General features: G+C 66.4%; 25 protein-coding genes. 8 read left to right on the top strand and 17 right to left on the bottom strand.

All coding sequences use genetic code 11. From position 1 onward, the window contains the following. Positions 1 to 89 precede the first annotated feature (89 nt). Positions 90 to 1,433, top strand: a complete 1,344-nt coding sequence (locus ACFWPH_RS04920) for a restriction endonuclease (protein ID WP_378748142.1) — start codon at positions 90 to 92, stop codon at positions 1,431 to 1,433. 44 nt (positions 1,434 to 1,477) lie between these two features. Here ACFWPH_RS04920 and ACFWPH_RS04915 read toward each other — a convergent pair whose 3' ends face one another. Continuing rightward, positions 1,478 to 2,155 (bottom strand): hypothetical protein, encoded by a 678-nt coding sequence (locus ACFWPH_RS04915; protein ID WP_378748141.1) that lies wholly within the window; start codon positions 2,153 to 2,155, stop codon positions 1,478 to 1,480. 630 nt (positions 2,156 to 2,785) lie between these two features. Between ACFWPH_RS04915 and ACFWPH_RS04910 the strand changes: the two genes are divergently transcribed. Together ACFWPH_RS04910 and ACFWPH_RS04905 are read left to right on the top strand one after the other, a co-directional pair. Then, on the top strand, positions 2,786 to 3,634 hold the full coding sequence (locus ACFWPH_RS04910) for a hypothetical protein (RefSeq protein ID WP_378748140.1): 849 nt from the start codon (positions 2,786 to 2,788) through the stop codon (positions 3,632 to 3,634). A 92-nt stretch (positions 3,635 to 3,726) separates the two neighbouring features. Further along, the gene (locus tag ACFWPH_RS04905; RefSeq protein ID WP_378748138.1) at positions 3,727 to 4,239 is read left to right on the top strand and encodes an OsmC family protein; all 513 of its coding nucleotides are present in this window, start codon (positions 3,727 to 3,729) and stop codon (positions 4,237 to 4,239) included. Positions 4,240 to 4,285: 46 nt separating this feature from the next. On the opposite strand, the gene ACFWPH_RS04900 is transcribed toward ACFWPH_RS04905, so the two are convergent. The 5 genes from ACFWPH_RS04900 to ACFWPH_RS04880 all read right to left on the bottom strand — a co-directional run bounded on the left by ACFWPH_RS04900 (position 4,286) and on the right by ACFWPH_RS04880 (position 7,437). Further along, positions 4,286 to 4,777 (bottom strand): SRPBCC family protein, encoded by a 492-nt coding sequence (locus ACFWPH_RS04900; RefSeq protein WP_378748137.1) that lies wholly within the window; start codon positions 4,775 to 4,777, stop codon positions 4,286 to 4,288. Between the two features lie 24 nt (positions 4,778 to 4,801). Beyond that, positions 4,802 to 5,446, bottom strand: a complete 645-nt coding sequence (locus ACFWPH_RS04895; protein WP_378748135.1) for an SRPBCC domain-containing protein — start codon at positions 5,444 to 5,446, stop codon at positions 4,802 to 4,804. Position 5,447: 1 nt separating this feature from the next. Further along, positions 5,448 to 5,855, bottom strand: a complete 408-nt coding sequence (locus ACFWPH_RS04890; protein WP_378748134.1) for an ArsR/SmtB family transcription factor — start codon at positions 5,853 to 5,855, stop codon at positions 5,448 to 5,450. A gap of 229 nt (positions 5,856 to 6,084) precedes the next feature. Continuing rightward, positions 6,085 to 6,330 carry a hypothetical protein gene (locus ACFWPH_RS04885; protein WP_378748133.1) on the bottom strand — a complete coding sequence of 82 codons (246 nt, stop codon included), beginning with the start codon at positions 6,328 to 6,330 and terminating at the stop codon, positions 6,085 to 6,087. Positions 6,331 to 6,564: 234 nt separating this feature from the next. Then, positions 6,565 to 7,437 carry a sigma-70 family RNA polymerase sigma factor gene (locus ACFWPH_RS04880; protein ID WP_378748131.1) on the bottom strand — a complete coding sequence of 291 codons (873 nt, stop codon included), beginning with the start codon at positions 7,435 to 7,437 and terminating at the stop codon, positions 6,565 to 6,567. Positions 7,438 to 7,609: 172 nt separating this feature from the next. Between ACFWPH_RS04880 and ACFWPH_RS04875 the strand changes: the two genes are divergently transcribed. Continuing rightward, the gene (locus ACFWPH_RS04875; protein ID WP_378748130.1) at positions 7,610 to 8,047 is read left to right on the top strand and encodes a DoxX family protein; all 438 of its coding nucleotides are present in this window, start codon (positions 7,610 to 7,612) and stop codon (positions 8,045 to 8,047) included. Between the two features lie 52 nt (positions 8,048 to 8,099). On the opposite strand, the gene ACFWPH_RS04870 is transcribed toward ACFWPH_RS04875, so the two are convergent. Together ACFWPH_RS04870 and ACFWPH_RS04865 are read right to left on the bottom strand one after the other, a co-directional pair. After that, the gene (locus ACFWPH_RS04870; protein ID WP_378748129.1) at positions 8,100 to 8,654 is read right to left on the bottom strand and encodes an FAD-dependent monooxygenase; all 555 of its coding nucleotides are present in this window, start codon (positions 8,652 to 8,654) and stop codon (positions 8,100 to 8,102) included. Further along, the gene (locus ACFWPH_RS04865) at positions 8,590 to 8,958 is read right to left on the bottom strand and encodes an FAD-dependent monooxygenase (protein ID WP_378748127.1); all 369 of its coding nucleotides are present in this window, start codon (positions 8,956 to 8,958) and stop codon (positions 8,590 to 8,592) included. Before ACFWPH_RS04865 ends, ACFWPH_RS04870 begins: the two co-directional genes overlap by 65 nt. A gap of 212 nt (positions 8,959 to 9,170) precedes the next feature. Here ACFWPH_RS04865 and ACFWPH_RS04860 point away from each other — a divergent pair, with 212 nt between their 5' ends. After that, positions 9,171 to 10,094, top strand: coding sequence for a TetR/AcrR family transcriptional regulator (locus ACFWPH_RS04860; RefSeq protein WP_378748126.1), 924 nt, complete (start codon positions 9,171 to 9,173; stop codon positions 10,092 to 10,094). 19 nt (positions 10,095 to 10,113) lie between these two features. Here ACFWPH_RS04860 and ACFWPH_RS04855 read toward each other — a convergent pair whose 3' ends face one another. After that, the gene (locus ACFWPH_RS04855) at positions 10,114 to 10,758 is read right to left on the bottom strand and encodes a TetR family transcriptional regulator (RefSeq protein WP_378748125.1); all 645 of its coding nucleotides are present in this window, start codon (positions 10,756 to 10,758) and stop codon (positions 10,114 to 10,116) included. Positions 10,759 to 10,842: 84 nt separating this feature from the next. On the opposite strand from ACFWPH_RS04855, the gene ACFWPH_RS04850 reads away from it, so the two are divergent. Continuing rightward, positions 10,843 to 11,559 (top strand): alpha/beta fold hydrolase, encoded by a 717-nt coding sequence (locus tag ACFWPH_RS04850; protein WP_378748123.1) that lies wholly within the window; start codon positions 10,843 to 10,845, stop codon positions 11,557 to 11,559. 360 nt (positions 11,560 to 11,919) lie between these two features. Further along, positions 11,920 to 12,717 (top strand): SDR family NAD(P)-dependent oxidoreductase, encoded by a 798-nt coding sequence (locus ACFWPH_RS04845; protein WP_378748122.1) that lies wholly within the window; start codon positions 11,920 to 11,922, stop codon positions 12,715 to 12,717. 25 nt (positions 12,718 to 12,742) lie between these two features. On the opposite strand, the gene ACFWPH_RS04840 is transcribed toward ACFWPH_RS04845, so the two are convergent. From ACFWPH_RS04840 to ACFWPH_RS04815, 6 genes are all read right to left on the bottom strand, one after another. Continuing rightward, positions 12,743 to 13,423, bottom strand: a complete 681-nt coding sequence (locus tag ACFWPH_RS04840) for a response regulator (RefSeq protein ID WP_378748121.1) — start codon at positions 13,421 to 13,423, stop codon at positions 12,743 to 12,745. Beyond that, the gene (locus ACFWPH_RS04835) at positions 13,420 to 14,700 is read right to left on the bottom strand and encodes a histidine kinase (protein ID WP_378748120.1); all 1,281 of its coding nucleotides are present in this window, start codon (positions 14,698 to 14,700) and stop codon (positions 13,420 to 13,422) included. Before ACFWPH_RS04835 ends, ACFWPH_RS04840 begins: the two co-directional genes overlap by 4 nt. Further along, positions 14,610 to 15,488, bottom strand: a complete 879-nt coding sequence (locus tag ACFWPH_RS04830) for a CPBP family intramembrane glutamic endopeptidase (protein WP_378748119.1) — start codon at positions 15,486 to 15,488, stop codon at positions 14,610 to 14,612. Before ACFWPH_RS04830 ends, ACFWPH_RS04835 begins: the two co-directional genes overlap by 91 nt. Before the next feature lie 262 nt (positions 15,489 to 15,750). Further along, positions 15,751 to 16,311 (bottom strand): TetR/AcrR family transcriptional regulator, encoded by a 561-nt coding sequence (locus ACFWPH_RS04825; protein WP_378748118.1) that lies wholly within the window; start codon positions 16,309 to 16,311, stop codon positions 15,751 to 15,753. A 10-nt stretch (positions 16,312 to 16,321) separates the two neighbouring features. Then, complete coding sequence (locus ACFWPH_RS04820) at positions 16,322 to 17,869, bottom strand: MFS transporter (RefSeq protein ID WP_378748117.1); 1,548 nt, start codon at positions 17,867 to 17,869, stop codon at positions 16,322 to 16,324. Positions 17,870 to 17,990: 121 nt separating this feature from the next. Next, positions 17,991 to 18,455, bottom strand: coding sequence for a MarR family winged helix-turn-helix transcriptional regulator (locus tag ACFWPH_RS04815; protein ID WP_378748116.1), 465 nt, complete (start codon positions 18,453 to 18,455; stop codon positions 17,991 to 17,993). Positions 18,456 to 18,524: 69 nt separating this feature from the next. Between ACFWPH_RS04815 and ACFWPH_RS04810 the strand changes: the two genes are divergently transcribed. Then, complete coding sequence (locus ACFWPH_RS04810; protein ID WP_378748115.1) at positions 18,525 to 18,896, top strand: VOC family protein; 372 nt, start codon at positions 18,525 to 18,527, stop codon at positions 18,894 to 18,896. Positions 18,897 to 19,229: 333 nt separating this feature from the next. Here the strand turns inward: ACFWPH_RS04810 and atzF are convergent, their stop codons facing one another. Beyond that, positions 19,230 to 21,074, bottom strand: a complete 1,845-nt coding sequence (gene atzF / locus ACFWPH_RS04805) for an allophanate hydrolase (RefSeq protein ID WP_378748114.1) — start codon at positions 21,072 to 21,074, stop codon at positions 19,230 to 19,232. After that, positions 21,071 to 24,730, bottom strand: a complete 3,660-nt coding sequence (gene uca / locus ACFWPH_RS04800) for an urea carboxylase (RefSeq protein WP_378748113.1) — start codon at positions 24,728 to 24,730, stop codon at positions 21,071 to 21,073. The genes atzF and uca overlap by 4 nt, the downstream gene beginning before the upstream one ends. Positions 24,731 to 24,741 lie beyond the last annotated feature (11 nt).

Raw genomic sequence — 24,741 nt, 5'->3', positions numbered from 1 at the left:
GCGCCGGATTTCGGAACCGGCCCGATGACTGGGCTCCTAGTGCTGATCCGACTGGTCAGTGATCGTAGAGGCCCCTACGATATCCATTCATGATCGGTTCTGAGACCGCAGTTGCCTTCGATGCACTCCGGGAGGCCGATTTGCATATCGACCGCCTGTACCTCGGCGGTACCAAAGGGACGGCAGGGGACGACTCTCTGGCTCGACTGCTTCCAGTTGGAAATCAGGGCGGATTCCGGCCCAATGGTTCGGTGCGGAAGAGGACTGTGCGGCTGGTGGCCCTGTATACGAGTGGGGCCGAGCCGGACTGGCCGGACCACCTCGATCCGGAGACCGGAATATTCACCTACTACGGAGACAACCGGGAGCCCGGCTCTGAACTGCATTACACCAAGCGCTCCGGCAATCTGCTGCTGCGGGATGTCTTCGAAGCGACCCACGGCCTGCCCGAGGAGCGGGCGGTAGTGCCGCCGTTTCTCTGTTTCGAGAAGGCCGCCCCAGGTCGTTCGGTCCGGTTTCGAGGGCTCCTCGCCCCCGGTACAGAAACGATGACATCCGACGAGGACCTGTCCGCCATATGGCGCCACACGAAAGGTGCTCGGTTCCAGAACTATCGCGCGGTTTTCACCGTCCTCGACGTGGGGATAGTGCAACGCAGTTGGCTGACCTCGGTCCTTGCCGGCGAACCCACAACCGGTCCGGGTTGTCCTGAGCCGTGGAGGGAATGGGTCGAGGGGCGCGTATATCGCCCGTTGGTTGCGCCGTCGACATTGACTATCCGGACGAAGGAGGAGCAACTTCCGGACGACCCCGCGGGGTGGGAGATGTTGCGGATGATCCGCGCACATTTCGAAGGACGAGAAACAGACTTCGAAGAGTGCGCAGTGGCAATCTGGCGAATGATGGCACCGGCCACAGGGAAGTGTACGGTGACACCTCCATCTCGCGATGGCGGACGCGACGCAATCGGCGCCTACTTGCTCGGTCCCGGCGCCGACCGCGTCGCTGTTGAATTCGGACTAGAAGCGAAGTGCTACCGGGAAACCAACAGTATCGGTGTCAAAGAGATGAGCCGACTGATTTCCCGGATCCGGCACCGGCAGTTCGGTGTTTTCGTGACGCTGTCCTACTTCGCGAAACAGGTTTACGAGGAAGTCAGAGAAGACGGTCACCCCATAGTGATGATTTGTGGACGGGACGTAATTGACTCGTTGCGGCAGAAGGGATACAGCGACCCCGAACGTCTCCGGAAGTGGTTGGACGAGGGGTTCCCGAGGAGACGGAGTATCGATTCGGTCGTGGACCTCGGTAGCTCGGTCGCAGTTTATGACGGCATCTCAGGTGAGGTTCGGGTCGCCTCTCCAGTGGCGCCTGTTCAGGGCGATCAATCTCCCGCCGAGAGAGCTGCCGACTGGCCATCGGTCAAGAGTTGAACGGAACGACGATGCTCTGGCCGACCTAGGAACGACACTGTCAACTATTGTTCGCCGGCGTGGCCGTCGATGAAATCGGTCCACTTCAGCGTCGTATGGAATCTGGCCGGAATGGGGATGGTCGGATCTACCACGTTTCCGAAGTTGTCAACGAGCGGATCGACACCCATCCGAATGGGAAGGCTTAGACCGGTTATCATTGCTTCTTGCGCTGTCATTATCCGGGGCACTCGCGGGGAATCGAAATGCTCGGTAGGTGATAGCCAGTGTAGATATCCGGGGAACCAAAGCCTCGGCTGACGGCTTACATCGAGTGTGCGTGAAAGCATTTCATCGCCCTCAGTCATCGAGACGAGGAAGAGATTCGGCCCGAGACCGAAGGCTACGTGCGCCACATAATTGTCATCGAGACGGACTGATTGGTGGGCACCTGCTTCGAAAATATAGTGGGTGCACCATCCGATCTGTACGTAGCTGCCTCGCGGGACACGTCGATGATTGTATGCATCCTCGAACATCGAGTCGGGTGCATGGCCGCGAGGGCTGATATGCGTACGTATCAACGCGCGGACGTATGCCCAGAATCCAAGGCTCTTCAGCTCGTCGGGGTCGAATGGTCCGACGGGAAGTTGTGTTGTTTTCTGCAGCGTAGGTGTCACCTGGTTTTCCAGGTCGTTCAGCCAGCCCGAATTGCACTGCTGGCATACCCGGTTCAGGGTCATATCGAATTGTGAAATTGGGCGAGTATATATCGTAAGATCTTCTTTGGTCTGTGCAGAGAAAGTCAGGCTCGGGGCTTCGTGATGTGTATCTTTGAACGCGCGGCGGAAGACATGCTCACGTGAACGCTTTCCAGTTGTCGTTCTGCAGAATAAGCATCGGCTACGGGGTTTGGTCTGTGTAGCTGTCATCCGATCGTCGGCCGTGTGTCGCTGATCTCTATGCGGTGGCCGCAACCGTGGTTGATCTGTTGATGCGCCTCATCGTCGACAGCGAGCCTCCAAGGTTGCGACCCCGGAGTTATTGACCGATGCCGCGAGGTGATCGAAAGCCCCCTGCCACAGGTTGTTTCAGCATTGATGTCCACCAGTGGATTCTGCCAGGAATGGTGGGCTCGCGTCGGACTTCGTGCTCGATCCGACACGGGACCTTGCCCATCGCGTCAGGTGGGGCAGGAGGTGACTGGCGGCCCTCGGGACACCTGGCGTCGATCCGACTCTCGAACGTCTTGCTGTGCCTTTATATCGAACCAATGCCAGGAATCCTCCTCTGAATCGTGGTTCGGAACCAGCGTGGCACGAAGCGGCGACACTCCGGTCGACCTCCGCACCCCGGCCGAGCATGATGGCCCCGTGGACTTGTGGGCGATGGCGGATCGTGGGACCCGGCGGTACTGGAAGACGTTTGGTCGACGGATCGACCTGGACGGTAAGCATTCCTGGCTGTGGGCTCCCGTGCTCACCGAGGCCGGTGGGACCGTCGAGGACAACTGGTTGCAGGCCGAAGCCGAACGGGTCGGGGGGTGGATTGATGACGGCCCGGAGGCGGGGTTGCTGGCCGATATCGGGGCGCTCGCGGGTGGCGGATTCGATCCGGGGCAGTTGCACCCTGACGTCCGGGATTTCTATGAGCGCACCGGGTTGTGGCGGATGGAGGCGTGGGTGCAGTGGGCGCCGGTGTTCGCGCTGGGCGGGTGGTTCGTCAGCAGGTTCTTCGGGCGTCGGGTAGGGCAGTTGGCGTTGCCGATCCGGTCGTTGGATACGGCGCGGGGGATCGACAGCCGGGTCGAACGGGTGGCCGGTGCGGACGGTGGGTATCGCGGCGCGGCGTGGTTGCGGACTTCCCGGGCCACGGGCGAGTACATCTACAGCGGGTTCTATCGAGTGTCGCGGCTGCCCGGGTCCGAGCAGCCGAGCGTGCATGTCTCGTTTCCGCTGCCGTTGGGGAATGTGCAGGTCTTTCTGCGGCCGGAGGTCGGGGAGGGTGGGGCGTTGCGTCTGGTGTCGCCGCCGGGTGCGTTCGGGGCCGACGGTGCCTACATCACGGTGGTCGAGGGTGATCGGTGCTGGGCGGCGCGGATCCCGATCCATGAGGAGTTCCACGTATTCGCCGACGGCGCGAACCTGCTGCGAACCGACCACACGCTGGCGCTCGGTCGCGCGACTGCGCTTCGACTGCACTACCTACTCTTGCGGGATTGAGCTCGGAGTCCGGGTGCTACCGGCAGCGCCGATTCGCCTCAGCACGAGCGCAATTATGGTCTCGGTGCACGCCGGGACTTAACGTCACGGCCATGACAGCCGGGACTTCCTCGCTCAACGACATCACCGCCGCCACTGCCGACGCAGTGGCACAGGATCCGGCGAATGCCGCGGTGGTATTTCGCGCATCGGGGATTCCGCAGGGCACGGTGGGTAGCGCTATTACTGCGGGTGCTCATGGGTTGCGGGTGGACGAACCGTCGGCGCTCGGTGGAGAAGGCACCGCGCCGAATCCGGTGGAGGTGTATCTGGGTGCGTTGATTTCCTGCCAGGTCGTCACCTATCGCTTCTGGGCGCAGCGGTTGGGGATCGTGGTCGAGGATTTGTCGATCGAAGCCGAAGGTGATCTGGATATTCGCGGGTTCTTCGGCCTGGACGACCGGGTTCGCGCGGGGTTTCAGGCGGTGCGGGTCCGGGTGAAGATCACCGGGCCGGAGACCGCGGAGCGGTATGCGGAACTACAGGCCGCCGTCGATGCCCACTGCCCGGTACTGGACCTCACCACCGGTGCGACACCGGTCGAGACCACACTCGAAAAAGCCTGACCCGTCAGCCGTCGATCGTGGGGCGGTGGTGCGAGCCCCCAGCAGATCAGTTCCCCTCCCCGCGGACATCCTTCCCCTGTTCGGCGAACGCCTTGAAATCCTGCATATGTTGCTGCGACTGCTTATGGAAGGAGCCGGGCATCAAGAGGCCCACCAGCCGCATCAGCAGGCTGTCGAACCGGTATTCGCTGTCTTGCTCCCAGAACGTCGTCTCCGGACCGGCTTCGGTCAACCGATCGCGTACGACGCTCCACATACCCGCGCCGACGATCTCGCGGTCGAAGTGAACGACGCTCTCTTTCGGGATCCCGCGCAGGACTGCCGGATCCAGGCGGGTGATCGTTTCGGTGCATTCCATCGTCCGTCGCCCCGACTGCATCACCACCCGCGACTCGGTACCGAGCTGCCCGTGTATCCCCTGTACCGGCTCGTGCAACACCACGCCTCGCAGCCACTTCGGTAGGTGTGCCGGGTCGGCGAGCAGTTGGGCCACCTGCTCCCGCGGGAGGTCGATCTCTATCGAGTTGGTGTATTTCATGGCGCGCGCTCCTCAGAGGGGATATCAGGTCGGGTCGGACGCGTAGAACTCGGTGGTGGCCTCGACCGCTGCCGCGACGTGCCCCGGTTCGCCACCGGCCGCCAGATGAGCCTCGCCCCAGGCCGCAGCGCTGCGCCGGATGAACTCGCGCCCTTCGGGCGACTTGTGGAACTCCTCGTGGCCGACGTTCTCGCCGCCGGTCAACAGCCGAGCCAGGGCGAGGAGATACAGATCCCAGCCGACACCGCCGGCGCCGGGGCCGTAGACCGGGAAGAGGGGCTCCTCGACGACCGCAGCGTGGATCAGCTCGAATTCGGTATCGCCGGCCGGCCCCGGGGTCAGGCGCACTTCCACCTCGCTCGTTCCGGGCCAGGCGTCGGCGTCCGGCCCGTAGAGCCAGGACACCTTCAGCAGACGCGGCGGCTCGCAGCCGAGGATCTCACCGTGCTCACCACTGCCCAACTCGAACTTCCCGCCGAGCCGCAGATCCCCGGTGACCGGCTGCAGCCAGCGCCGCAGCCGCTCGGGGCTGGTAATGGCGTCCCACAGGTCCTCGATCTGAGCATCGTATCGACGGCGCACCTCGACGGTGTACGCCTCACCGGCGGGCACGCTGCCCTTGCCCATTGTCCGGCGCGCGGCGGCCAATTCGTCCAACACGTCTTTCATGTCATGGTCCCTTCGCTGATGGATCGGTCGTGTCCGCATCAATGCCGGGCTCGGCCGGTCGGGTGGGCTCCCCACCAGCCGGTGTCCGAGCCGCGCGCTTACCCCGGGCCAGCTCGGTTTCCAAGGCGTCGAGGCGCTGTTCCCAGAACCGGCGAAACCGGTCCAGCCACGCGTCGACTTCGCTCAGCGGCGCGGCCTCGACGGCATAGAACCGCCGAGCACCCTCAGGTCGTACCGATGTGAACCCGCTGTCACGCAGCACGCGCAGATGCTGTGAAACAGCCGGCTGGGAGAGTCCGAACTCGGCCCGGATCACGTCGGTGATCGCGCCGGAGGTCTGCTCACCGTCGGCGAGCAGCTCCAGAATGCGTCGGCGCACCGGATCGCCGAGGATGTCGAACGCGTGCATGAACCAGAATCATACCGGTCTCCACTTATATAAGCCAGAACTGGTATCTTTGGGGCGGGGCGGTCCCATCGCTGAGCCCGACAATTGTGACGGCGAGACCGGGCGGCAGTGACCTGCGGGGCGTTGATGTTCCGGTCTCTGATTCGGCACCATGGCCCGTCCATCCCGATGGGTGGACGGGCCATGGTGATGTCAACGGAACCCGATCATCTCGCTCGCAATCACGAGATCAATTCGCCTGGCAGACGAACATCCATTCGGTGCCGTAGTGCGCGGCGGAATCCTCGTCCAGGTGCACCCACTCGTAGTGTCCCGCCACGCCGCCACCGGCGGTGCAGGGGTCACCGACCTTCTTGCCGTCCGGCGGCGCGGGCGGACCGGGCTGGGTGGCGCCCGGGAGCCCGGGGAGATCGGCGCTGCCGGACGGGAGTGCGGCGGCGGTGGCCCCCGAGAAACCCATGACTGCCAAGGACATTGCTGCGATCACGCAGGCTTTCTTCATAAATGCGTCTCCGCTCGACGTTCGTGCAGGATCGGCCCTGTGACCGTTGGTCGCCGGGAAGGGCCGGGAGCACATCGCCTGCGTCCGAACCGGCCGGTCGTAGGAGCCGGTGCCAGGGTAGTGGCGGGTCGGGTGTCTGGCGAACCGCTCGACCACACTCGAATCACTCCGACAGTCTGGATGACGGGTCGCCGGCGGCGGTTTCGGTTATCGGTCGCGTAGGTCCATGGCCTCGATTCGCTCCGGATCCCCGATCATCGCTATACCGGCGATCTTTCCTTGCCGAATGGTGAAGGTGAAAACGAAACGTGGCCGGCCGCCGACCCTCCAGACCGCACCCGGCTCCCGGTCGATCAGGACGGGCCGGGCGCCGCGGGCGCGGCCATCGAAGGTGCGGGCCACGGGTTCGGAGCCGACCACTTCGGGCGCCGCCCCGGCCGCTACGACGGTATCGTCGGCGCGCAGCACCACGTCGGGGTCGAGTAGCTCGAGCAGGGTGGCGAACTGGCCCATACGCGCGGCACGCAGGAAGGCGTCGACGATTTCACGGCGCGCCGTGAGGTCGGTACTCGGGGGCTGATCGTTTCCCTGGACCCGGCGCCGTGCGCGGCTGGCGAGCTGGCGGGTCGCCGCGCCGGAGCGTCCCAGGATCGCGGCGATCTCGTCGAACGGCACGGCGAACATATCGTGCAACACGAAAGCCAGCCGTTCGGCCGGAGACAGGGTATCGAGAACGACCATCAGTGCCGATCCGACCGAATCGGCCAGTACCGTTTCCTGCTCGGGGGACATGATGTCGGCGCGCTCCGCGCCGTCGTCGATCGCTTCGGACCCGTAGAGGTCCTCGCGGCGGCTCCTGCGGCGCTGCAGAACATTCAGCGACACCCGCGACACCACGGTGGTGAGCCATCCGGCCAGATTGTCGACATCGGACACATCGGTTCGGCTGTTCAGCCGTATCCAGGTTTCTTGGACCGCGTCCTCGGCGTCGGCGGCCGAGCCCAGCATTCGATACGCCACCGCGCGCAGGTGTGCCCGGTTTTCTTCGAACTCCGTGACCAGTCGATCGCTGTAGTCCATCCGCCACCTTCTTCTCACGAGGTCTGTCGATAGGTATGACCGCCCGCATCCGGCCGATGTGACACGTCGGCCGGATCCCGGTGTCACATTCGCCCGATTCGGACTGTCAGACATGCAGCGGGAAGGTCCCGTGCCCGCGTGGCCCCGTCCATGCTCCCTCTGGAGGAAAGAAATGTCTGAACGTCGCACTGTTTCGAACTGGTTGCGCACCGGCTTCTACTGGTTCTTGGCCGCTGAATTCTTCGCGGGGTTCGCCACCAAATTCTGGTCCGGGGAGACATTCTTCGGACCCGCCTACGCCGAGAAATTCGCGGATTGGGGTTTCGACCCGAATATGCGTTATGTAGTCGGTGCTATCGAGCTGATCTGCGCGATCCTGCTGGTCATTCCGCGGAGACAGGCCAGATTCCTGGGCGCCGCGGGTCTGGTGCTGGTGCTGACCGGCGCGGTGACTACGCACATGATCGATGACGGACCCGTCTACCAGGAGATATCGGCTCCCTTGCATCTGGTGATCATGCTGTGTGTCGCGGCGGTGAACTGGCCGGCCGACGTGCGGGAACTCTTCCGATGGCGGCCGGCTGTTTCGGGTGCCACCACCATGGGGTGATCGTCGTGGATCCGGGGGAATTTCCTATGCGCCCCCGGGTCCTGGGTCGTCGTCAAAGCTTCGAAGCATGCCCTGTTGCTTCGGCCGGCTGCTCGTAATCCGGGAGTGTGCGGGACTCGGTCGCGGTGAGCCGGTGGGGACGGATCCCGGCCCGCAGGCCGAAATCCACCAGTGGAAACAGCAGGCGTTGTGATTGTTCGTGGATCCAGGTGCGGGTTCGGCCGCCGCGGGGTGCGGCCACGGCGATATCGAGTTCACCGAGTTTCTGTCCGGCGGAGACGAAGTCGCGCATGGTGTGTTCGTATGCGGGGAATGCCACGGCTGGGTTCCCGGCCGCGGCCGCGAGTTCGCCCGCCAGTACATAGGCGCCGATAAGTGCCAGCGCGGCACCTTGGCCGGCGATCGGATCGGGGCAGTGGGCGGCGTCGCCGACCAGTCCGACTCTTCCTGTGTGCCAGGTATCCATCCGGACCTGGAAGCACGGCATGAGCCGGAAATCGGTGGCGGAGCGCATTGCTCGCAGCATGCTCGGTACCAGCCACTCATCGTCGCCGAACGCCTGCTCGATGCGGCGTAGCCGGGCCTGCTGATCCATTTCGCGTGTCACGGTCGTTTCCGGGCTGCGCAAACCCGATATCTGGTACGCGTACGGGCCGATCAGCGGCCCCCGTGTACACCGTGGACCGTGGGTGCGCTCCGCCGAGGGTTCTCGCGCGATCCAGCAGGCCCATCCGGGACAGGACCTCCTGGCCGGCTTCCCCGATCTCGACGCGTTGGCCGCCGGAGCGTGGCTGCGGAGCCTTCTCGACGATCATCGGTTCGAATCCGTATCGCCGCAGCCAGTACGCCAGGACAGGTCCTGCCACGCCGCCACCGGAGATGAGAACACGGGTAGTGCATCTTTCGGTCATCGACCGCTCCCTCGTTCGTACGTTTGTAAGGGGATGGAGCGTACAGAATACGACAATACGGAATTCATTGGTACTGCATCGCAGAAGATTAATTACAGCAGCCGATTTACTGCACGGCCATATGATTTCGTCACAATATTTCAACACGATGATCGTGATGATAGTGTGGTTCACAGGCCGGATATGTGACGAAATTATGGGAGGTGACGCCGATGGCGTCATGTGTGCAGTGTGGAAGCGTGATCACGTCGGCCGCGCGCGGGCGACCACGGCGCTACTGTTCTCGCTCCTGTCAAGCCCGTGCATACCGGGCGCGAACGACCGCCGAGGGAAGCGAACTCTCCGGTCCCGTGGAACCGGGACACGCCCCAGCGGATTCGCCGGCATTCGGGTCGCTCCCGGGAAATTCCGTCGGCAAGCCGTCGACCGGGCTCTCGGTCGAGTGCATAGTCGCCGCCGCCGTGCGTATCGCCGATACCGACGGTCTGGACGTGCTCACCATGCGGCAGGTGGCCGCGGATCTGGGTGTGGCCACGATGTCGCTGTATCACTATGTCCACGGCAAAGACGAGCTGATCGAACTCATGCTCGACGCCGCATTCATGGGCGATACCACCGCATCGTCGGCAGTCACGGGCAGCGCACCGGCCGGTGCTCGCCCCGATGGATGCATGAACTGGCGTACCGAACTGGAGGGGTGGGCACGGTACGAGTGGACCCTGATCTCCCGGCACCCCTGGGTCTTGCGGGTTGTCACCACATTTCCGCCGGTGACAGCGCCCGCGCTGCTCACCGATGTCGAACGCGTTTTCGCCGCGCTGGTCGAGGCCGGCCTCGACCCGATCCCGGCCTACCGCTCATTCCAGAGCATCACCGGGCTTGTCGAAGGGCTCGCCGCATTGCGGACGAGCACCTCGGAGGCTGAAAGAAAAGGCATTACGGGACGATGGCGGACTCTGGAAATCCCGGCGATCCTGGAGCGACTCGGGCCGAAGGAGCATCCGGTCCAGTCCGCGCTCCTCGCCTCCCTCGACGAGGCGATGGATGTGGACCTGATGTTCGAGTTCGGCCTCGCGCGACTGCTCGACGGAATCGGGAACATGGTGGAGCAGGGGCGCAGCGAGGGCGGTCGCTGAGCGCGTCCGGGGGTGTTTCTTACCAGCCGGCGGGGTCGGGCAGGGTGTCGGCAGGGTTCGGTGTGTGTGCGCGGCGGAGGTGGGCGTTCTCGGCCGCGGCCCGGTTGTCGGTGGTGAGTCGGTGGACTGCTTTTTCCAGAGTGGGCAGGATGTCGGTGATCTGGATGGCGCCGGCAGCGTAGCGGTTGATGAGTCCGTAGCTGAGGCCGGTCAGGACGCGGCCGATATCGTCGAGGTAGTCGGGGTCCGCACCGGCCAGGACCGCGCCGGCCGCGGGTAGTAGCGCGGCGATGCCCTGTGATTCGAGGCGGTCACCGCCGGGGCCGGTGCGTGCCTTGTGGTAGGCCTCGAGCATTTTCGGGCAGCGTTCCCAGGGCTCGAAGACCCGGCGGAACAGTCGCATCAGTCCGGCGCCCAGGGGTTCGTCCGGATCGCTGGGGGCGAGGTCGGTGTAGCTGGTGCGGGCCATCCACTGCTCGAGAGCGGCGATGATCAATTGGTCTCGGGTGCCGAACATCTTGTAGATCGTGGACAGTGACACCCGTGCGCCGCGGGCCACGTCCTGGAGGTAGACGCCGTCGTAACCGGCGCGTTCGAGCGCGTCGGCGACGACGGCGAGGATCCGCCGCGATGTTTCCGATTCCTGCCCCGCGCCCACGCTCATACCTTTACGGTAATCGGATTATCCGAGTAATCGGATTACTTACCGTGCGTTCTCTCCTGGAGAGAACGATGTTTCAGGAGTGAGATGGCTACATACGTACTGGTCCACGGCGGCGGACACGGCGGCTGGTGCTACCGGAAGGTGACCCGACTGCTCCGCGACGCCGGCCACGAGGCCTACGCCCCGACCCTGTCCGGGCTGGCCGAGCGATCCCACCTACCGTTGGATGAGATCGGGCTCGACACCCACGTTCAGGACGTCGCTTCGCTGCTGCACTACGAGGACCTGCACGATGTCGTCCTGGTCGGTCACAGCTACGGCGGAATGGTCGTTACCGGTGCCGCCGACCGGGCCCTCGACCGGATCTCACGCCTGGTGTACCTGGACGCGGCCAACCCGCTGCACGGTCAATCCCTGCGCGATATCGCCGGTCCCATCATCGAGGCCGCCCGCGAATTCGGCGAAACCGTCGCCGGCACCGAACTGGTCCTGCTGCCCAGCCCGGAAGCGGGCATGTTCTTCGGGGTCACCGATCCGGCGGATCTGGCGTGGATGGCCACCCGGCTGACCGGGCATCCGTGGCGGTCCTTCGAGGACCCGCTCGACCTGCGCGACCCGGACGCGGTGTACGCGTTGCCGCAATACCACATCGTGTGCACCTCCACCCTGGCCACCCGCGACCCCGAACTGGTCGCCGCCGCCCGGCAAGCGGGACGGCTGTGGGATATCGACACCGGCCACGACCTCATGATCACCGAACCCGAAGCGGTCGCCGACATCCTGCTGACCATGGCCAACTGACTTGACCGGAGGACTACCGCCGCCGCAGACGGACAACTGAACCTCCCACCGCCACAACAACGAGCCCGCGGACGGCATCCCAACTCCACATCTGCCGCAAATGCATCATTTTTCAGCAGTATCGGACGCGTTCGGCGAAACGCATGTCGGCTCGCGGGATGGCAGCCGGTGCCCTATTGCCTGCGTTTGGGTTCCGACCAGAATCAGGAGCAGCAGCGCGGTAGGGCCGATTGCCCACATCCACCAATCGCGGGTCTTCCTCAGGAAATCGGGATACAAGCCGCCGATTCATCGGCAGGTTTCTGTTCGGCTCGAGTCGGACCAGGGTCTGATCGAGCAGTCGTTGCTAGCGTGATCGGCGTGGATCTGGAACTCGAAGGCAAACGGGCGATAGTCACCGGCGGCAGTAAGGGGATCGGGTTGGCGATCGCCCGCGGGCTGGCGGCCGAAGGTGTGGACCTGGTGATCGCGGCCCGATCGGCGGGGCCGCTCGAGGCCGCGGCGCGGGGCCTGGCCGAGGAGACTGGCCGGCGGGTGATCGGGGTGCCCACCGATACCGGTGACGACGACCAGGTGCAGAACCTGGTCGTGCGGGCGGTCGAGGAACTGGGTGGGGTCGATATCCTCGTCAACTCCGCCGCCACACCCTGGAGCGCCGGTGCGCCCACCGACCTCGCCGCCACCACCGACGACGTGGTCCGGCGGGAGGTCGAGATCAAAGTGCTCGGCTACCTGCGGACCGCACGCGCTGTCGCACCGCATTTCATCGCGCAAGGTTTCGGACGGATCATCAATGTGAGCGGACTCGGTGCCCGGCAGGCGAATTCGATCGCACAAACGGTTCGTAATGTGAGCGTTGCCGCGCTGACCAAGAATCTGGCGGACGAACTCGGGCCCAAAGGTGTCAATGTGACGGTCGTGCACCCGGGCATAACCCGGACCGAGCGCCTGACCGAGCGGCTCACCGCGCGCGCCGAGAACGAAGACACCACGGTTGCCGCGCTCGAGGCGGAACTCGCGAACAACTCCGTACGGCGGATCATCGACGCCCGCGAGGTCGCCGATGTGGTGACATTCCTGGCCTCACCGCGCAGTATCGCCATCACCGGCGACGCCGTCGCGGTCGGTGGTGGGGTCCCTGGGCCGGTCTATTACTGACTACCGGCATCCGGCCTCGAAACGTTCAGTGGGGCTGGGGTTGGCCGAGTGAGCGCAGGTAGATGAGGGTTGCTTGGACTCGGCGGTCGCCGTCGTGGAGGGGGAGTTTGGCGAAGATGGCGCCGATGTGTTTGCGGACGGCGGCTTCCGAGACGGTCAGGACCTCGGCGATTCCGGAGTTCGTGCGACCTTCCGCGACCAGCGCGAGCACTTCCCGTTCCCGGGCGGTGAGGTCGGCAAGGGGTGTGCGGTGGCGGCCGGATTTGACGAGAGCTCGGACGACTTCGGGGTCGACGATCGTCTCACCGGCGGCGACCCGGGCTACGGTGTCGAGAAATTGCCGGACGTGACCGACGCGTTCCTTCAAGAGATAGCCCACACCGGCGGTCGAATCGTCACCGAGGAGATCATCCAGGTAGGCGACCGAAACGTACTGTGACAGGACGACTATCGGTAGGTGAGGATCGCGGCGGCGTAGTCCGGCCGCGGCGCGGAGGCCGTCGTCGGTGCCGTTGGGTGGCATTCGGACATCGGTGATCACCAGGTCCGGCGTGTAGGCCGCGCAGGCGTGGACGAGCCCGGGTGCGTCGCCGACGGCGGCGCTCACCTCGTGGCCGGCCGAAGTGAGCACGCTCTCCAGCCCGGCCCGCAGTAGGGGACTGTCCTCGGCCAGCACGATCCGTAGTCGGGTGGGTGGGGTTGTCACACTGCGCACTCCATCCGGATGGTCGTCGGTCCGCCGGGCGGGCTGGTCACCGTGAGTTGTCCGTCCAGGGCCGCGAGACGGCGTTGCAGGCGGTCGAGGCCGTGGCCGTCGACGATATGCGCACCGCCCGGGCCGTTGTCGGTGACGTTCAGTATCCACCGCGAACCGGTGCGCGTGCCGTGTACGTCGACCCGGGCGGCGTCGGTGTGCCGGGCAACATTGGTGAGGCATTCGGCGACGAGAACATAGGACATATGCTCGACCGCGGGTGGCAGGCGGTAGCTGTCGAGGTCGAGGTGGATATCGACGGGCAGGTCTGCGGCGAGGTCGGTCAGGGCCGGTTCGAGTCCGCGTTCGGACAGCACCCGCGGCGAAAAACCGCGCAGGACGGCCCGGAGCTCGCCCAAGGTTTCGTCGACCTGCCGGTGGGCCTCGGCGGCGAGGCGGCCGGCGGGGCCGTTCGCGTCCTGCGCTTCGGTCAGTCCCAGGTTCATCGACAATGCGACGAGGCGGTGCTGGACGCGATCGTGCAGTTCTGATTCGAGGAGTTCCCGTTCGAAACCCTCCGCTTCCAGCAGGGCCGAGCGGGAGCTCTCTATCCGCACGGCCTCGTGCCGCCAACGGTCGGAATCGGGGGTCAGCAGGCTGCGGGCGAGCAGCGCTTCGAGTGCCGACCAGGCGGCGACGAGGATCAGCAGTAAGAGTGTGGCGAGCAGACCCACCCCCGCGGTGATCCAGGCCCCCGTATTGTTGTCGATCGTCCAGGGGCCGAAGTCGAAGTAATCGTCCCGGACGACCATCGGCGCGACGAGCAGGATCGCGGCGACGGAGAAGCCCAGCGCTGCCAGGCAGAACACCGCACCGCCGAACACTGCGGTGGTGACGATATAGGTGACGTGCCGGAGCGTGGGCAGGCGATGCGCGGCGCTCGCCTCCCGCACCCGGGTATCGGCACGGACGGCGGTATCGGGATCGATCAGCCGGAGGCGCAGGCAGTGCAGTCGCAGCATCGGCTCCCACAGCGCCGCCCGCAACGAGCGGGTGAGGCCGAGCAGTAGGACCGGTACGAAACCGATCACGGTCGATACCGACAGGACACCGCCGCACACCACCGCGAGCAACGCGCGCCACGGCCATGGGGAGATCAAGAAGCGCGGGCCGGTCCGCAATGCGGATCCCATCGCCGTCACCGCCGCGTCTTCGGGTTCGCGTTTCGCGGACCGCCGAGTCTCGTCGTCACGACGATCCACGCGACTACCGGCAAATACGCTGCGCACATCAGCAGGGTAATCGAAGCGCCGGAGGGGCCCGCGTTGCCGACGAACATTTCCAAGCCCAGCGAGATCACGAGATTACTGCCGCCGTGAAGCAGCGCGGGCGGCCACACCGACCCGCTCCGCGCCCACAACCAGCCGATCAGGAACTCCAATTCGATCGAGAGCGGCAGCCACAACAGCATGGCGATGAACGCATCCGCGGCCGAACCGCCCGAACCCAGGTAACCCACCCACGGCAGCGGCCAATGCCACACACCCCAGATCACGCCGGTCGCGAATGTGGTGGCCACGGGGCGGCCCGGGAAAAGACGGTCGCGGAGATAGGCGGTCCAGCCGAACTCTTCGCCGAAGAAAATCGGGGCCGCCACCACCGGGATGATCGGGGCGAGCACCAGGAACAGCAGGGTGCCCGAACCGAAATCGTGCAGCGCGGGCCGCCACATTCCCAGCGGCACCGCAATCGTGAGCGCGGCGGCGAGAATCCCGATGGGTAGCAGGGCCGCAGTCAGATACGCCCGCCACTGCGTGCGGAGTCGCAGCCGAAGGCCGGAATCGGCGAAACCTTCCCGGGTGATCCACCGGCGGGTGATGATCGCCGCCAGTGCAGGGGTGAAAGCGGCGGTGAGCAGTTGGACGATCGGATTGTCGAGGGTGTACCCGGCCGCTCCGGCGATACCCCACGGGATCCATGCGCCCGCGAATGCGAGGAGCAGGAACCAGAGGATGCCTTTCCGGCGCGTTGCGGTGCTGCGCGCGAACGGCTCCCGATCGGTCAACGCTGTAGTCATGCCTCGATTACACGGTGGCGGCCGCGCGAAGTCGGTGGTGAACGGGACCGATTCATGGTCGCGTATGCGATACCCCGTAAATGCTCTGCGGGCGGGCGCCGTCGACCGGGCGGCCGCAGGCGCACAATGCCAGGCGGTCCGCCGCGCGATGGCAATCGAGGTCGCCGCCACCGCGGGTGGCGCAGTCGGCGGAGGCAATCCAGGGTCTTTCGTCCAGCGGATTGCTCGCCGGCGCCCGCGACGTGTTCTGTGGGCCAGGGGCTTATGGGCGCCGCAGCGCGTCGTCGAGGAGTCCGCGGATATGTTCGGGGTCGGCGCCTTGGTCACCGAGCAGGATCGCCGCGCACAATCCGTCGCAGAGTGCGACGAAAGCCTCGACGACATCGGGGTCGCCGGATTGTGTCCGGGCCAGCTCCGCGACGCTGTCGCGCCAACTCCACGCCGCGGGACGAAGTGCGGGCCGGCGAGCCGCCAGGGTGGACAGTTCCCGTTCGGCGAGCGCACGCTCCCGGCCTGGACCCGCGGATTCGGCGATGAGCCGGGCGAGCCCGTCCAACGGGTCGTCGGCGGTGTCGATGAGTTCGCGGATGCGCCGTGTGTAGGCGTCGGTGACGCTGGTCAGGGCGGCGACCAGAAGGTCGTCCAGGGTGGCGAAGTAGTAGAGAGTGAGGCTGGTGGTGATACCGGCTTCCTTGGCCACGGTTCGGTGGGTCACGCCGGCGGCGCCGTCGCGGTGCACGATCGTGAGCGTTGCCTCGATGATCTGAGCTCGACGCTGCCGGCCGCGCACTTTGCGGCCGTCGACAGTGTCCTGTTCGGTCATCGTGGTCCTCTCACCGATCGTCGCCGTGGGTCGAGGCTATCGGTTCCACAGGGTGGCCCGTGGAGCCGATCGGGTGGAGACGGCGCAGCATCCGGAAACAGACCACGGCGGCAGCGGCGACAGCGGTACCTGCCGCGATCGCGGCGATGTTGAGGCCGCTGGTGAACGCTTCCCGGGCATGTCGAAGAGCTTCTGCCGGTAGCTGTTCCGTCACAGATATCGCGCCGGAGAGGCTGTCGTCGTAGGACTCGGCCACCGAGCGTGGTGCGCCGGGCGGGGCTTCCGCCATGATCCGGTAGACCGCCGTGGTGAGGCTTCCCAGCAGCGCGACCCCGGCCGCGATCCCCAGTTCCTGCACCGTCTCCGACAATGCGGCCGCCGAACCGGACCTTTCCGCGGGTGCCGCGCTCACGACGATTTCGGTGCCGAGAGCGGCGATGACACCCAGTCCCAGATAAACGAATCCGAAGCCGGCCACAACCGTGGGCTTGCTGCCTGTTTCCGCAACGGCAATCAAGACGTATCCGATCAGCGACAGTGCCAGCGTGCCTGCCATGATGATCCCCGGCGGGACGCGGCCGGCGAGTACCGGCGCACCGATCCCGCCGATCAGCATCGCCAGGGCGGGCGGGCCCATCCACAGTCCGGCTATCAGCGGCGAGAGCCCGTCGACGAACTGCAGGTACTGGGTGACCAGGTACATCACCCCGCCGAATCCGGCCAAGCCGATCAGCAGGACCGACAGGGCAGCGGCGAAAGTCCGGTCGGTGAAGAGCCTGATATCGAGCAGCGGCTCGCGGAGGCGCAGTTGACGGCGGACGAAGGCAACGGCCGCGGCACCACCCAGCGCGGCGGCGGCCAGAGCCTGGGCATCGATACCGTGCGCGGCGGCATGCTTGATCGCAAAGATGGCCGGAAGTAACGCTGCCAGCGAGAACGCGACGCTCCACAGATCGAGCCGGGTGGTTTCGCTACGGAATTCCGGCAGCAGTGCCGGCGCCGCCACCAGCGTCACCACGCTGACGGGCACCGCGATCAGAAACACTGCGCCCCACCAGAAATGGGCGAGGAGGATACCGCCCGCAATCGGTCCGGCCGCCATTCCCAGGGCGAACATCGTCGCCCAAAGGCCGATCGCCGCCGCCCGCTGCCGGGCGTCGGCGAACATATTGCTGATCAGGGACAAGGTGGACGGCATCAGCGTAGCGCCGGCCACGCCCAGCAGCGCCCGCGCGGCAATGAGCCAGGGCGCACTTGTAGCGAAGGCCGCGAATACCGAGACCGCGCCGAACGCGGCCATACCGATCATCAGCAGGCGCCGGCGCCCGATCCGGTCGCCCAGCGAGCCCATCGTGATCAGGAAGCCGGCGATGAGGAATCCGTACGCGTCCATGATCCACAACGTCTCGGTGGCGGTCGGGTGCAGGTCCGCGGCCAGGTTCGGGACGACGAGGTAAAGCGCCGTGACATCGAGACCCAGCAGCACTGTCGGCAACATCAGCACCGCCAGGCCGGCCCACTGCCGCCACCTGGGGACGGGCGCCGGGCGTGTGTCCATCGCGAACTCCGATCTAGTTGAACGAACGTACTAGTTGTACCATCGTTCAAAATGATCGGGAAGTGGGTACGGTACCGCCCCGGAACGGGCGGCGGTGTCCGCGATTCGGGCCGGGTTCGGGTTATGTGGCCGTTTCGTCGGCGAGGCGTTGGAGGTAGGTGGCGAATCGGTGCCGGTCGTCGGCGGGCCAGGTGGCGGTGAGGTGGTCGAAGCAATCGCGTTGCCAGGCGTGCGCTGCGTCCAGGAGGTGGGTGCCGGATTCGGTGGGTTCGAGGATTACGCGCCTGCGGTCCTGCGGTGAGGTGGCGCGGGTGAGGTAGCCGGCGGTGGTGGCGTCGCGGACGATGCGGCTGGCGCCGGAGTGATCGATACCGAGTTGGGTCGCGATATCGGTGACGGTGGCTTCCTCGCGGACGCGGAGGGAGGCGGCGACGGCTTCCAAGGCCTGGATGTGCTGGATGCGGCCGATATCGGCGGGGGGCCGGTCGGTGAGAACTCGGCCGGTCCAGCGGCGGGACCAGAAGCGGACCAGGCGGAAAAGGGCCGGCCCGCCGTCGGCCGGAGTGGGGTCGGGGGTGTCACACACACTCGACATTATATGCGTTACGCACGTATATTTACGTGCGTAACGCATGCAATTCTGGAAGGAGTCGATATGGCCATCGTGCTGAATCACACGATCGTCCCCGCGACCGATAAACACGGTTCGGCGACGTTCTTCGCGGAACTGATGGGACTTTCGGTGTCGCCGCCCACCGGGCCGTTCGCTCCGGTCCGCGTGAACGACGACCTGACCCTCGACTTCGACGACCGCAATCGCGTCGAACCCGGTCACTATGCGTTTCTCGTGGACGATGCCACCTTCGACGCGATTCTCGGGCGGCTCGCGCAGTGGTCCGCCGTCGACTACGGGTCGGGGCCGGAGAACGGCTGGGACCGGCAGATCAACCGGTTGTCCGGTGGCCGCGGGGTCTACGTTCGCGACCCCGACAGCCACAGTTACGAGCTCTTCACCGCGGTGCCCTGAGGTGCGCCGCCGCCCAGCATCGCGGCAGTGAAAGTACGGTTCGGGTCGGCGACCCGACAGTCGGGCGGGGGCTGGGTAAACGCTTGCGTCTCAGCTCTTGCCGAGGACCGAAATAAGGCGGGCGAGCGGGCGCACGTCTGGGGGTGCTCGCGGAACTGTGACGACGAACCGGCGGAGCGCGCGTTCGGCATATCGCGCACTCCGCCGATCGTCGGGTACGCGGTGATCGCATACGCGCGGCGTCGGCCGACCCGCCGCGCCCCTCATCGGTACGGGGGTGGGGCCGCTGCCGCTAGCTGCCGGATACCCGGCAGCATCCGGCACACACTTCGGCTACCGGAGGGATTCGATGTAGTTCCGCCATCCCCCGTGTTCGGTGATATCGGTTGCTTCACGCGATGATTCGAAGTCGCAGGCGAATCCCGTGACCCATTCGCCGGAATCCAGTTCGACCTTGCCCAGCGTCATGGGTGACGGCAGATTGTTCAGGAACGTGCCGAGGGCGGCGGGGGAGAGGCGATACAGTTCGCCGGGTAGGGAGCGCCCACCGGACCCGACCCGCAGCATCCCGGGTTTCGGCGGGGTGGCGGGCAGCGCGACCATCCGGTACGCCGCCGACGTCGTCACCTCCCCGACGAAACGGGCGCGGGCTTGTTCCAATTGGTGGTGCAGGGGCAGGCCGCGCAGATGGGCGCCGACGACGAGGAGATCGGTGCCGGTGTCGGTGAGCAGGGGAGAGGGTTCGCGGAGTAGCCGGGCGGCGAGGTCGATACCGACCTGGTCGGCGAAGGCCGGGGTGACGAACATGACGCCGAAAGGTTCACCGTCGGCGGTGTCCGCGCCCGGGACCGCGACCGCGGCCAAGTCGAGAAGGTTGCAGAAATTGGTGAATGTGCCCATCCGGCTGTTGATGGTGAACGGCTCGGCCGCAACCGCTTCGAGGGTCGGATGTTCGGTGGTGGTGGGCAGCAGCAGGGCCGGGTATTCGGTGAACAGGCTGCGGGCGGTGGCGGCGGCGCGCTTCAGATGGCCGAGATCGGCGACGTAGGAGTGCGCGGCGGGGCGGGCACCGCCGGTGATGATGGCGGAGACCACCGGGTCGGCGCCTTCCGGTGCGCCGCTGAGGAATTCACCGACGGCGGCATAGCGTTGGGCGACGATTGCACCGTCGTAGAGGAGTGTGGCGGCGTCCAGGAGTTCGGCGATATCCACCGTGGTGATTTCACCGCCACCGGCCCGCCAGCGTTCGATGGTGGCGTCGAAGGCGGCGCGGTAGGCGGGGGTCAGGGATTTCAGGTTGTCGTCGGTGGGGACGGCGAGCGTGGTGCGCACCGGTGCGCCGAGGGGCGTATCGGCGGGCCAGGCCCGGGAACGGGGATCGGCCGGGTCCGGGCCGATCATGGTATTCGCGACCTTTGTGGCCAGCGCCAGATCGCGGGCGAACACCGAGATGGCGTCGTAGTCGGGGCAGGCGGGGACCAGCCCGGTGGTAGGGATCAGTCCGAGCGTCGGTTTGATACCGACGATGCCGTTCAACGCGGCCGGGACCCGGCCGGAGCCGGCGGTATCGGTGCCCAGGGCGGCGTCGACGATACCGAGGGCCACCGCGACCGCCGATCCGGAACTGCTGCCGCCGGAGACCCGGTCGGGGAAGCGGCTGTTACGGACCGCGCCGTAGGGGCTGCGGGTACCGACCAGACCGGTGGCGAACTGGTCGAGATTGGTTTTACCCAGGACAATCGCGCCCTGTTCGATCAACCGTGCCACAGCGGGGGCCGTATGTTCCGGAGTGCGGGCGAAGCCGGGGCACGCACAGGTCGTGGGGATACCGGCAATATCGATATTGTCCTTGACCGCGATGAGAACCCCTGCGAGGGGCAGCTCGTCACCCTGTTCGACCCGGGTGTCGAGCGCCGCGGCCTCCGACAGCACCTCGGCTTCGGCGCGCAGCGAGATCCAGATCTCGGGCCGGTCCTGCTCCGCGATGACCCGATAGGCGGCGGCGACTCGCTCGGCCGCCGTCGCAGCGTTATCCGTTGTTCGGGTGCCACGGGCGAAGTCAGCGGAGCCACCGGCGTCGCCCGTGGCGGGTGCGGTGCCGGGCGTGCCCAGGGTGGTGCCGGCTCCAACGGGCGATTCGAGGCCGGCCTCGGCTAGCGGTAGTTTCTCCATGGTCATGCCGCTCCTTCGGTTTCGATGGCGACCAGAGGTGCGCCGGTGGTCACTTGGTCGCCCGCGGTGGCGGTGATCACACGGACAGTCCCCGCGACCTCCGCCGGCACGGGCAGCTCCATTTTCATGGCCTCGAGGACCAGCAGGGTGGCGCCGGCCTCGACATGATCACCCTCGGCCACTTCCACTCGCCACACATTCGCCATCATGGGGGCGGCGACGATATCGCAGCCTTCGGGGAGGTCGAGGGTATCGGCGGTATCGGGGACCGGATCCGGTTCGGCCTGGGCGCTGAGTTCACCGCCGGCCTCCCAGCGTTGCCGTTCGGCGGTGAACGCGGCCTGCCGGATTTCCTCGGTGGCGGCGATATCGGTGGCGTGCTCGTCCAGGAACTCGAGATGTTCGGCCATGGCGAATTCGCCGACGCTGGTGCGCATCTCGAAACGCCCCGCCGACATATCGGCGCGCAGGTCGAGAAGTTCGTCGGCCGAGACCGGATACCAGCTGATCCGGTCGAAGAACCGGAACAGCCACGGTTTGCCGGCCTCGAACGGCGCGCGCTGCCGGTAGCCGGACCAGATGGGGATGGTGCGGCCGATCAGCTGGTAACCGCCGGGGGATTCCATACCGTAGACGCACAGATACTTGCCGCCGATGCCGACGGCGTCGGACGGGGTCCAGGTGCGGGCGGGGTTGTATTTGGTGGTCACCAGGCGGTGGCGGGGGTCGAGCGGGACGGCCAGTGGCGCGCCGAGGTAGACGTCGCCGAGGCCGAGCACCATGTACTCGGCGTCGAAGACGAGAGCGCGGACTTCGTCGATACTGTCGAGTCCGTTGACGCGGCGGATGAATTCGATATTCGACGGCAGCCAGGGCGCGTCGGACCGCACGCCGTGACCGTAGCGTTCGATGGCCTGCACGATGGTCGGGTCGTCGAAGGACAGCGGTAGCTCGAGATGGCGGCTCGGGACGCGGAGGTCGGCGGTATCGGGGATATCGTCCTCGAGCTCGCCGAGCAGCCGGACCACAGTGCGCTGATCGATGACATCGGCGTCGAAATGCAGATGCAGGGAGCGCACGCCCGGGGTGATATCGATCAGGCCGGGGATGGAGGCCTGGTCGAGACGTTCGCTCAGGGCGTGCACGCGCATACGCAGGCCGAGGTCCAGTTCCATCGGGCCGTATTCGACCAGTACGTTGTCGTCGCCGCCGCGCAGATATTTGACCTCCGGTGTGCCGGTGCCGCCGTCGCGGCGGCCGAGGACACCGTTGTCCTCCTCGCGGGTGCCGAGGAGTTCGGGGGTGGATACGTTCCGGCCGCGCAATGCCGGTGACGAACGGAACCCGGCGGTGCGGTCATCGGCGACGGGGACGAAACGCACCTGGTCGCCGGGACGCATCTGGCCCAGTTTCCAGCGGTGCGCGGAAACCACCGTGAGCGGGCAGGCGAAACCGCCCAGGCTGGGGCCGTCGGGTCCGAGCAGGATCGGGGTATCGCCGGAGAGGTTGAGCGCGCCGACGCTGTAGGGGCAGTCGTGCAGATTCGAGGGGTGCAGGCCGGCGTCGCCGCCGTCGGTGCGTGACCAGGCCGGTTTCGGGCCGGCCAGGCGCAGGCCGGTGCGGTTGGCGTGGGCCTGTACCTGCCAGGTGGCGTCGTAGAACTGGGCGATATCGGCCGGGGTGAAATAGTCGGGCGCGGGCTGGGGGCCTTCACCGACCCCGACGTACCAGGTGTGGCCGAATTCAGGGCGTTCGCCGGCCGGGATGGGCGCGGGGTCGAGCAGACCGCCGGCGTCGGGTTTGATGCCGAGAATATCGCCGGTCGCGACGGCGCGGCCGGTGATACCGCCGAATCCGCCGAGGGTGAATGTGGCTGCGCTGCCGTGATAATCGGGAGCGAGGACACCGCCGCGGACCGCGAGATACGTGCGCAGACCGGTATCGGAGGGGGCACCGATATCGAGAACCGAACCGGCGGGCACGGTGATCGGCTCCCACATGGGCGCGGGTTCGCCGTCCACGGTGATCGGGGCTTCGGCGCCCGTGACGCAGACGACCGTGGTGTCGGTGCAGCGCAGGCGCGGCCCCAGCAGTGTCGCCTCGAGACCGTTCTCGCCGAGCGAATTGCCGACGGCGTGATTGGCGAGCTGGAAGGACAGATCGTCGAACGCGCCCGACGGTGGGATGCCGACGCTCCAGAGTCCGAGGCGGCCGGGATAGTCCTGGATGGTGGTGGAGACGCCGGCACGCAGGATCTCCAGGCGGGGACGGATCGTGGCCAGGCTGCCCAGCGTTGCGGTGGTGTGCCGGGCGTCGAGCATGGGTGAGCTCGTGGCGGCGGCGCGCAGCTGGGGCAGGTTGGTGGTGATACCGAACATGCGGGTTTCGTCGAGTGCCGTGCGGAGCCGGTGCAGGGCCTCGGTGCGGCTCTCACCCGAAGTGATGATCTTGGCGATCAGCGGGTCGTAGTAGGGGCTGATCTCGGTACCGGTTTCGACCCAGGTCTCCACCCGCGCCTCCGCACCGGGGGTCTCGACGCCGGTGAGTGTGCCGGCGCCGGGGCGGTAGTCGTTACCGGGATCCTCCGCGTAGACGCGGGCTTCCACGGCGAAACCGGTGACGGGCGGGCCGGCGTCGGGAACCTCGTCGAGGAAGGCGGAATCTCCGCCCGCCAGCCGCAGCATCCACTCGACCAGGTCGACGCCGGTCACGGCCTCGGTGACCGGATGCTCCACCTGCAGACGGGTGTTCACCTCCAGGAAGGACGCCTCACCGCGGTCCACGTCGTAGATGAACTCGACGGTCCCGGCAGACCGGTAGCCCACCTCGCCGAGCAGTTTCCGGCTCGATTCGAGCAGCCGTTCGCTCACGGTATAGGGGAGTCCGGGCGCCGGTGCCTCCTCGATGACCTTCTGATTGCGCCGCTGCAGACTGCAGTCGCGCGTACCCAGCGATATTGCGCGCCCCTGTCCGTCACCGAAGATCTGCACCTCCACGTGCCGGGCGCGGGCGACGAACCGCTCCAGATACACCGCCGATGACCCGAAGTTGTTCTGCGCCAGCCGGATCACCCGCTCGTAGGTTTCGGTGAGTTCGGCGGGACCGGCGCAGGCCGCCATCCCGATACCGCCGCCGCCCCCGGCCGCCTTGAGCATCACCGGGTAGCCGATCCGCTCGGCCTCCGCCAGCGCCTCGTCGAGCCCCCCGAGCAACCCGCTCCCGGCGACCAGCGGCACACCCGCCGCCGCCGCAGCCTGGCGGGCACTGTGCTTATCGCCGAAAAGCCGCAGGTGTTCGGCGGCCGGCCCGACGAACGCGATACCCGCCGCCTCCACCTCCGCAGCGAAATCGGCGTTCTCGGAAAGGAACCCGTAACCGGGGTGGATCGCCGTCGCGCCACTGGACAATGCCGCTTCGATCACGGCCTCGGCGCGCAGGTAGGACTCCGCGGCCGGTGCGGGTCCCAGCCGGACCGCGCGGTCGGCCATCCGCACATGCCGGGAACCTTCGTCGGCATCGGAGAACACCGCGACCGTATCGATCCCCAGCCGCCGCGCGGTACGCAGGATACGGCAGGCGATCTCACCGCGATTGGCGATCAGCAGACATTCGGGCAGCGGCGTATGCAGTGGTGTATACAACTGCGGGGCGGTCTCGGTCACGGTCGATCCTC

This window comes from Nocardia sp. NPDC058499, from assembly GCF_042719915.1.
GTDB lineage: Bacteria > Actinomycetota > Actinomycetes > Mycobacteriales > Mycobacteriaceae > Nocardia.
Note: the sequence above shows the minus strand (reverse complement) of the source record. Positions and strands in the feature narration are given on the sequence as shown.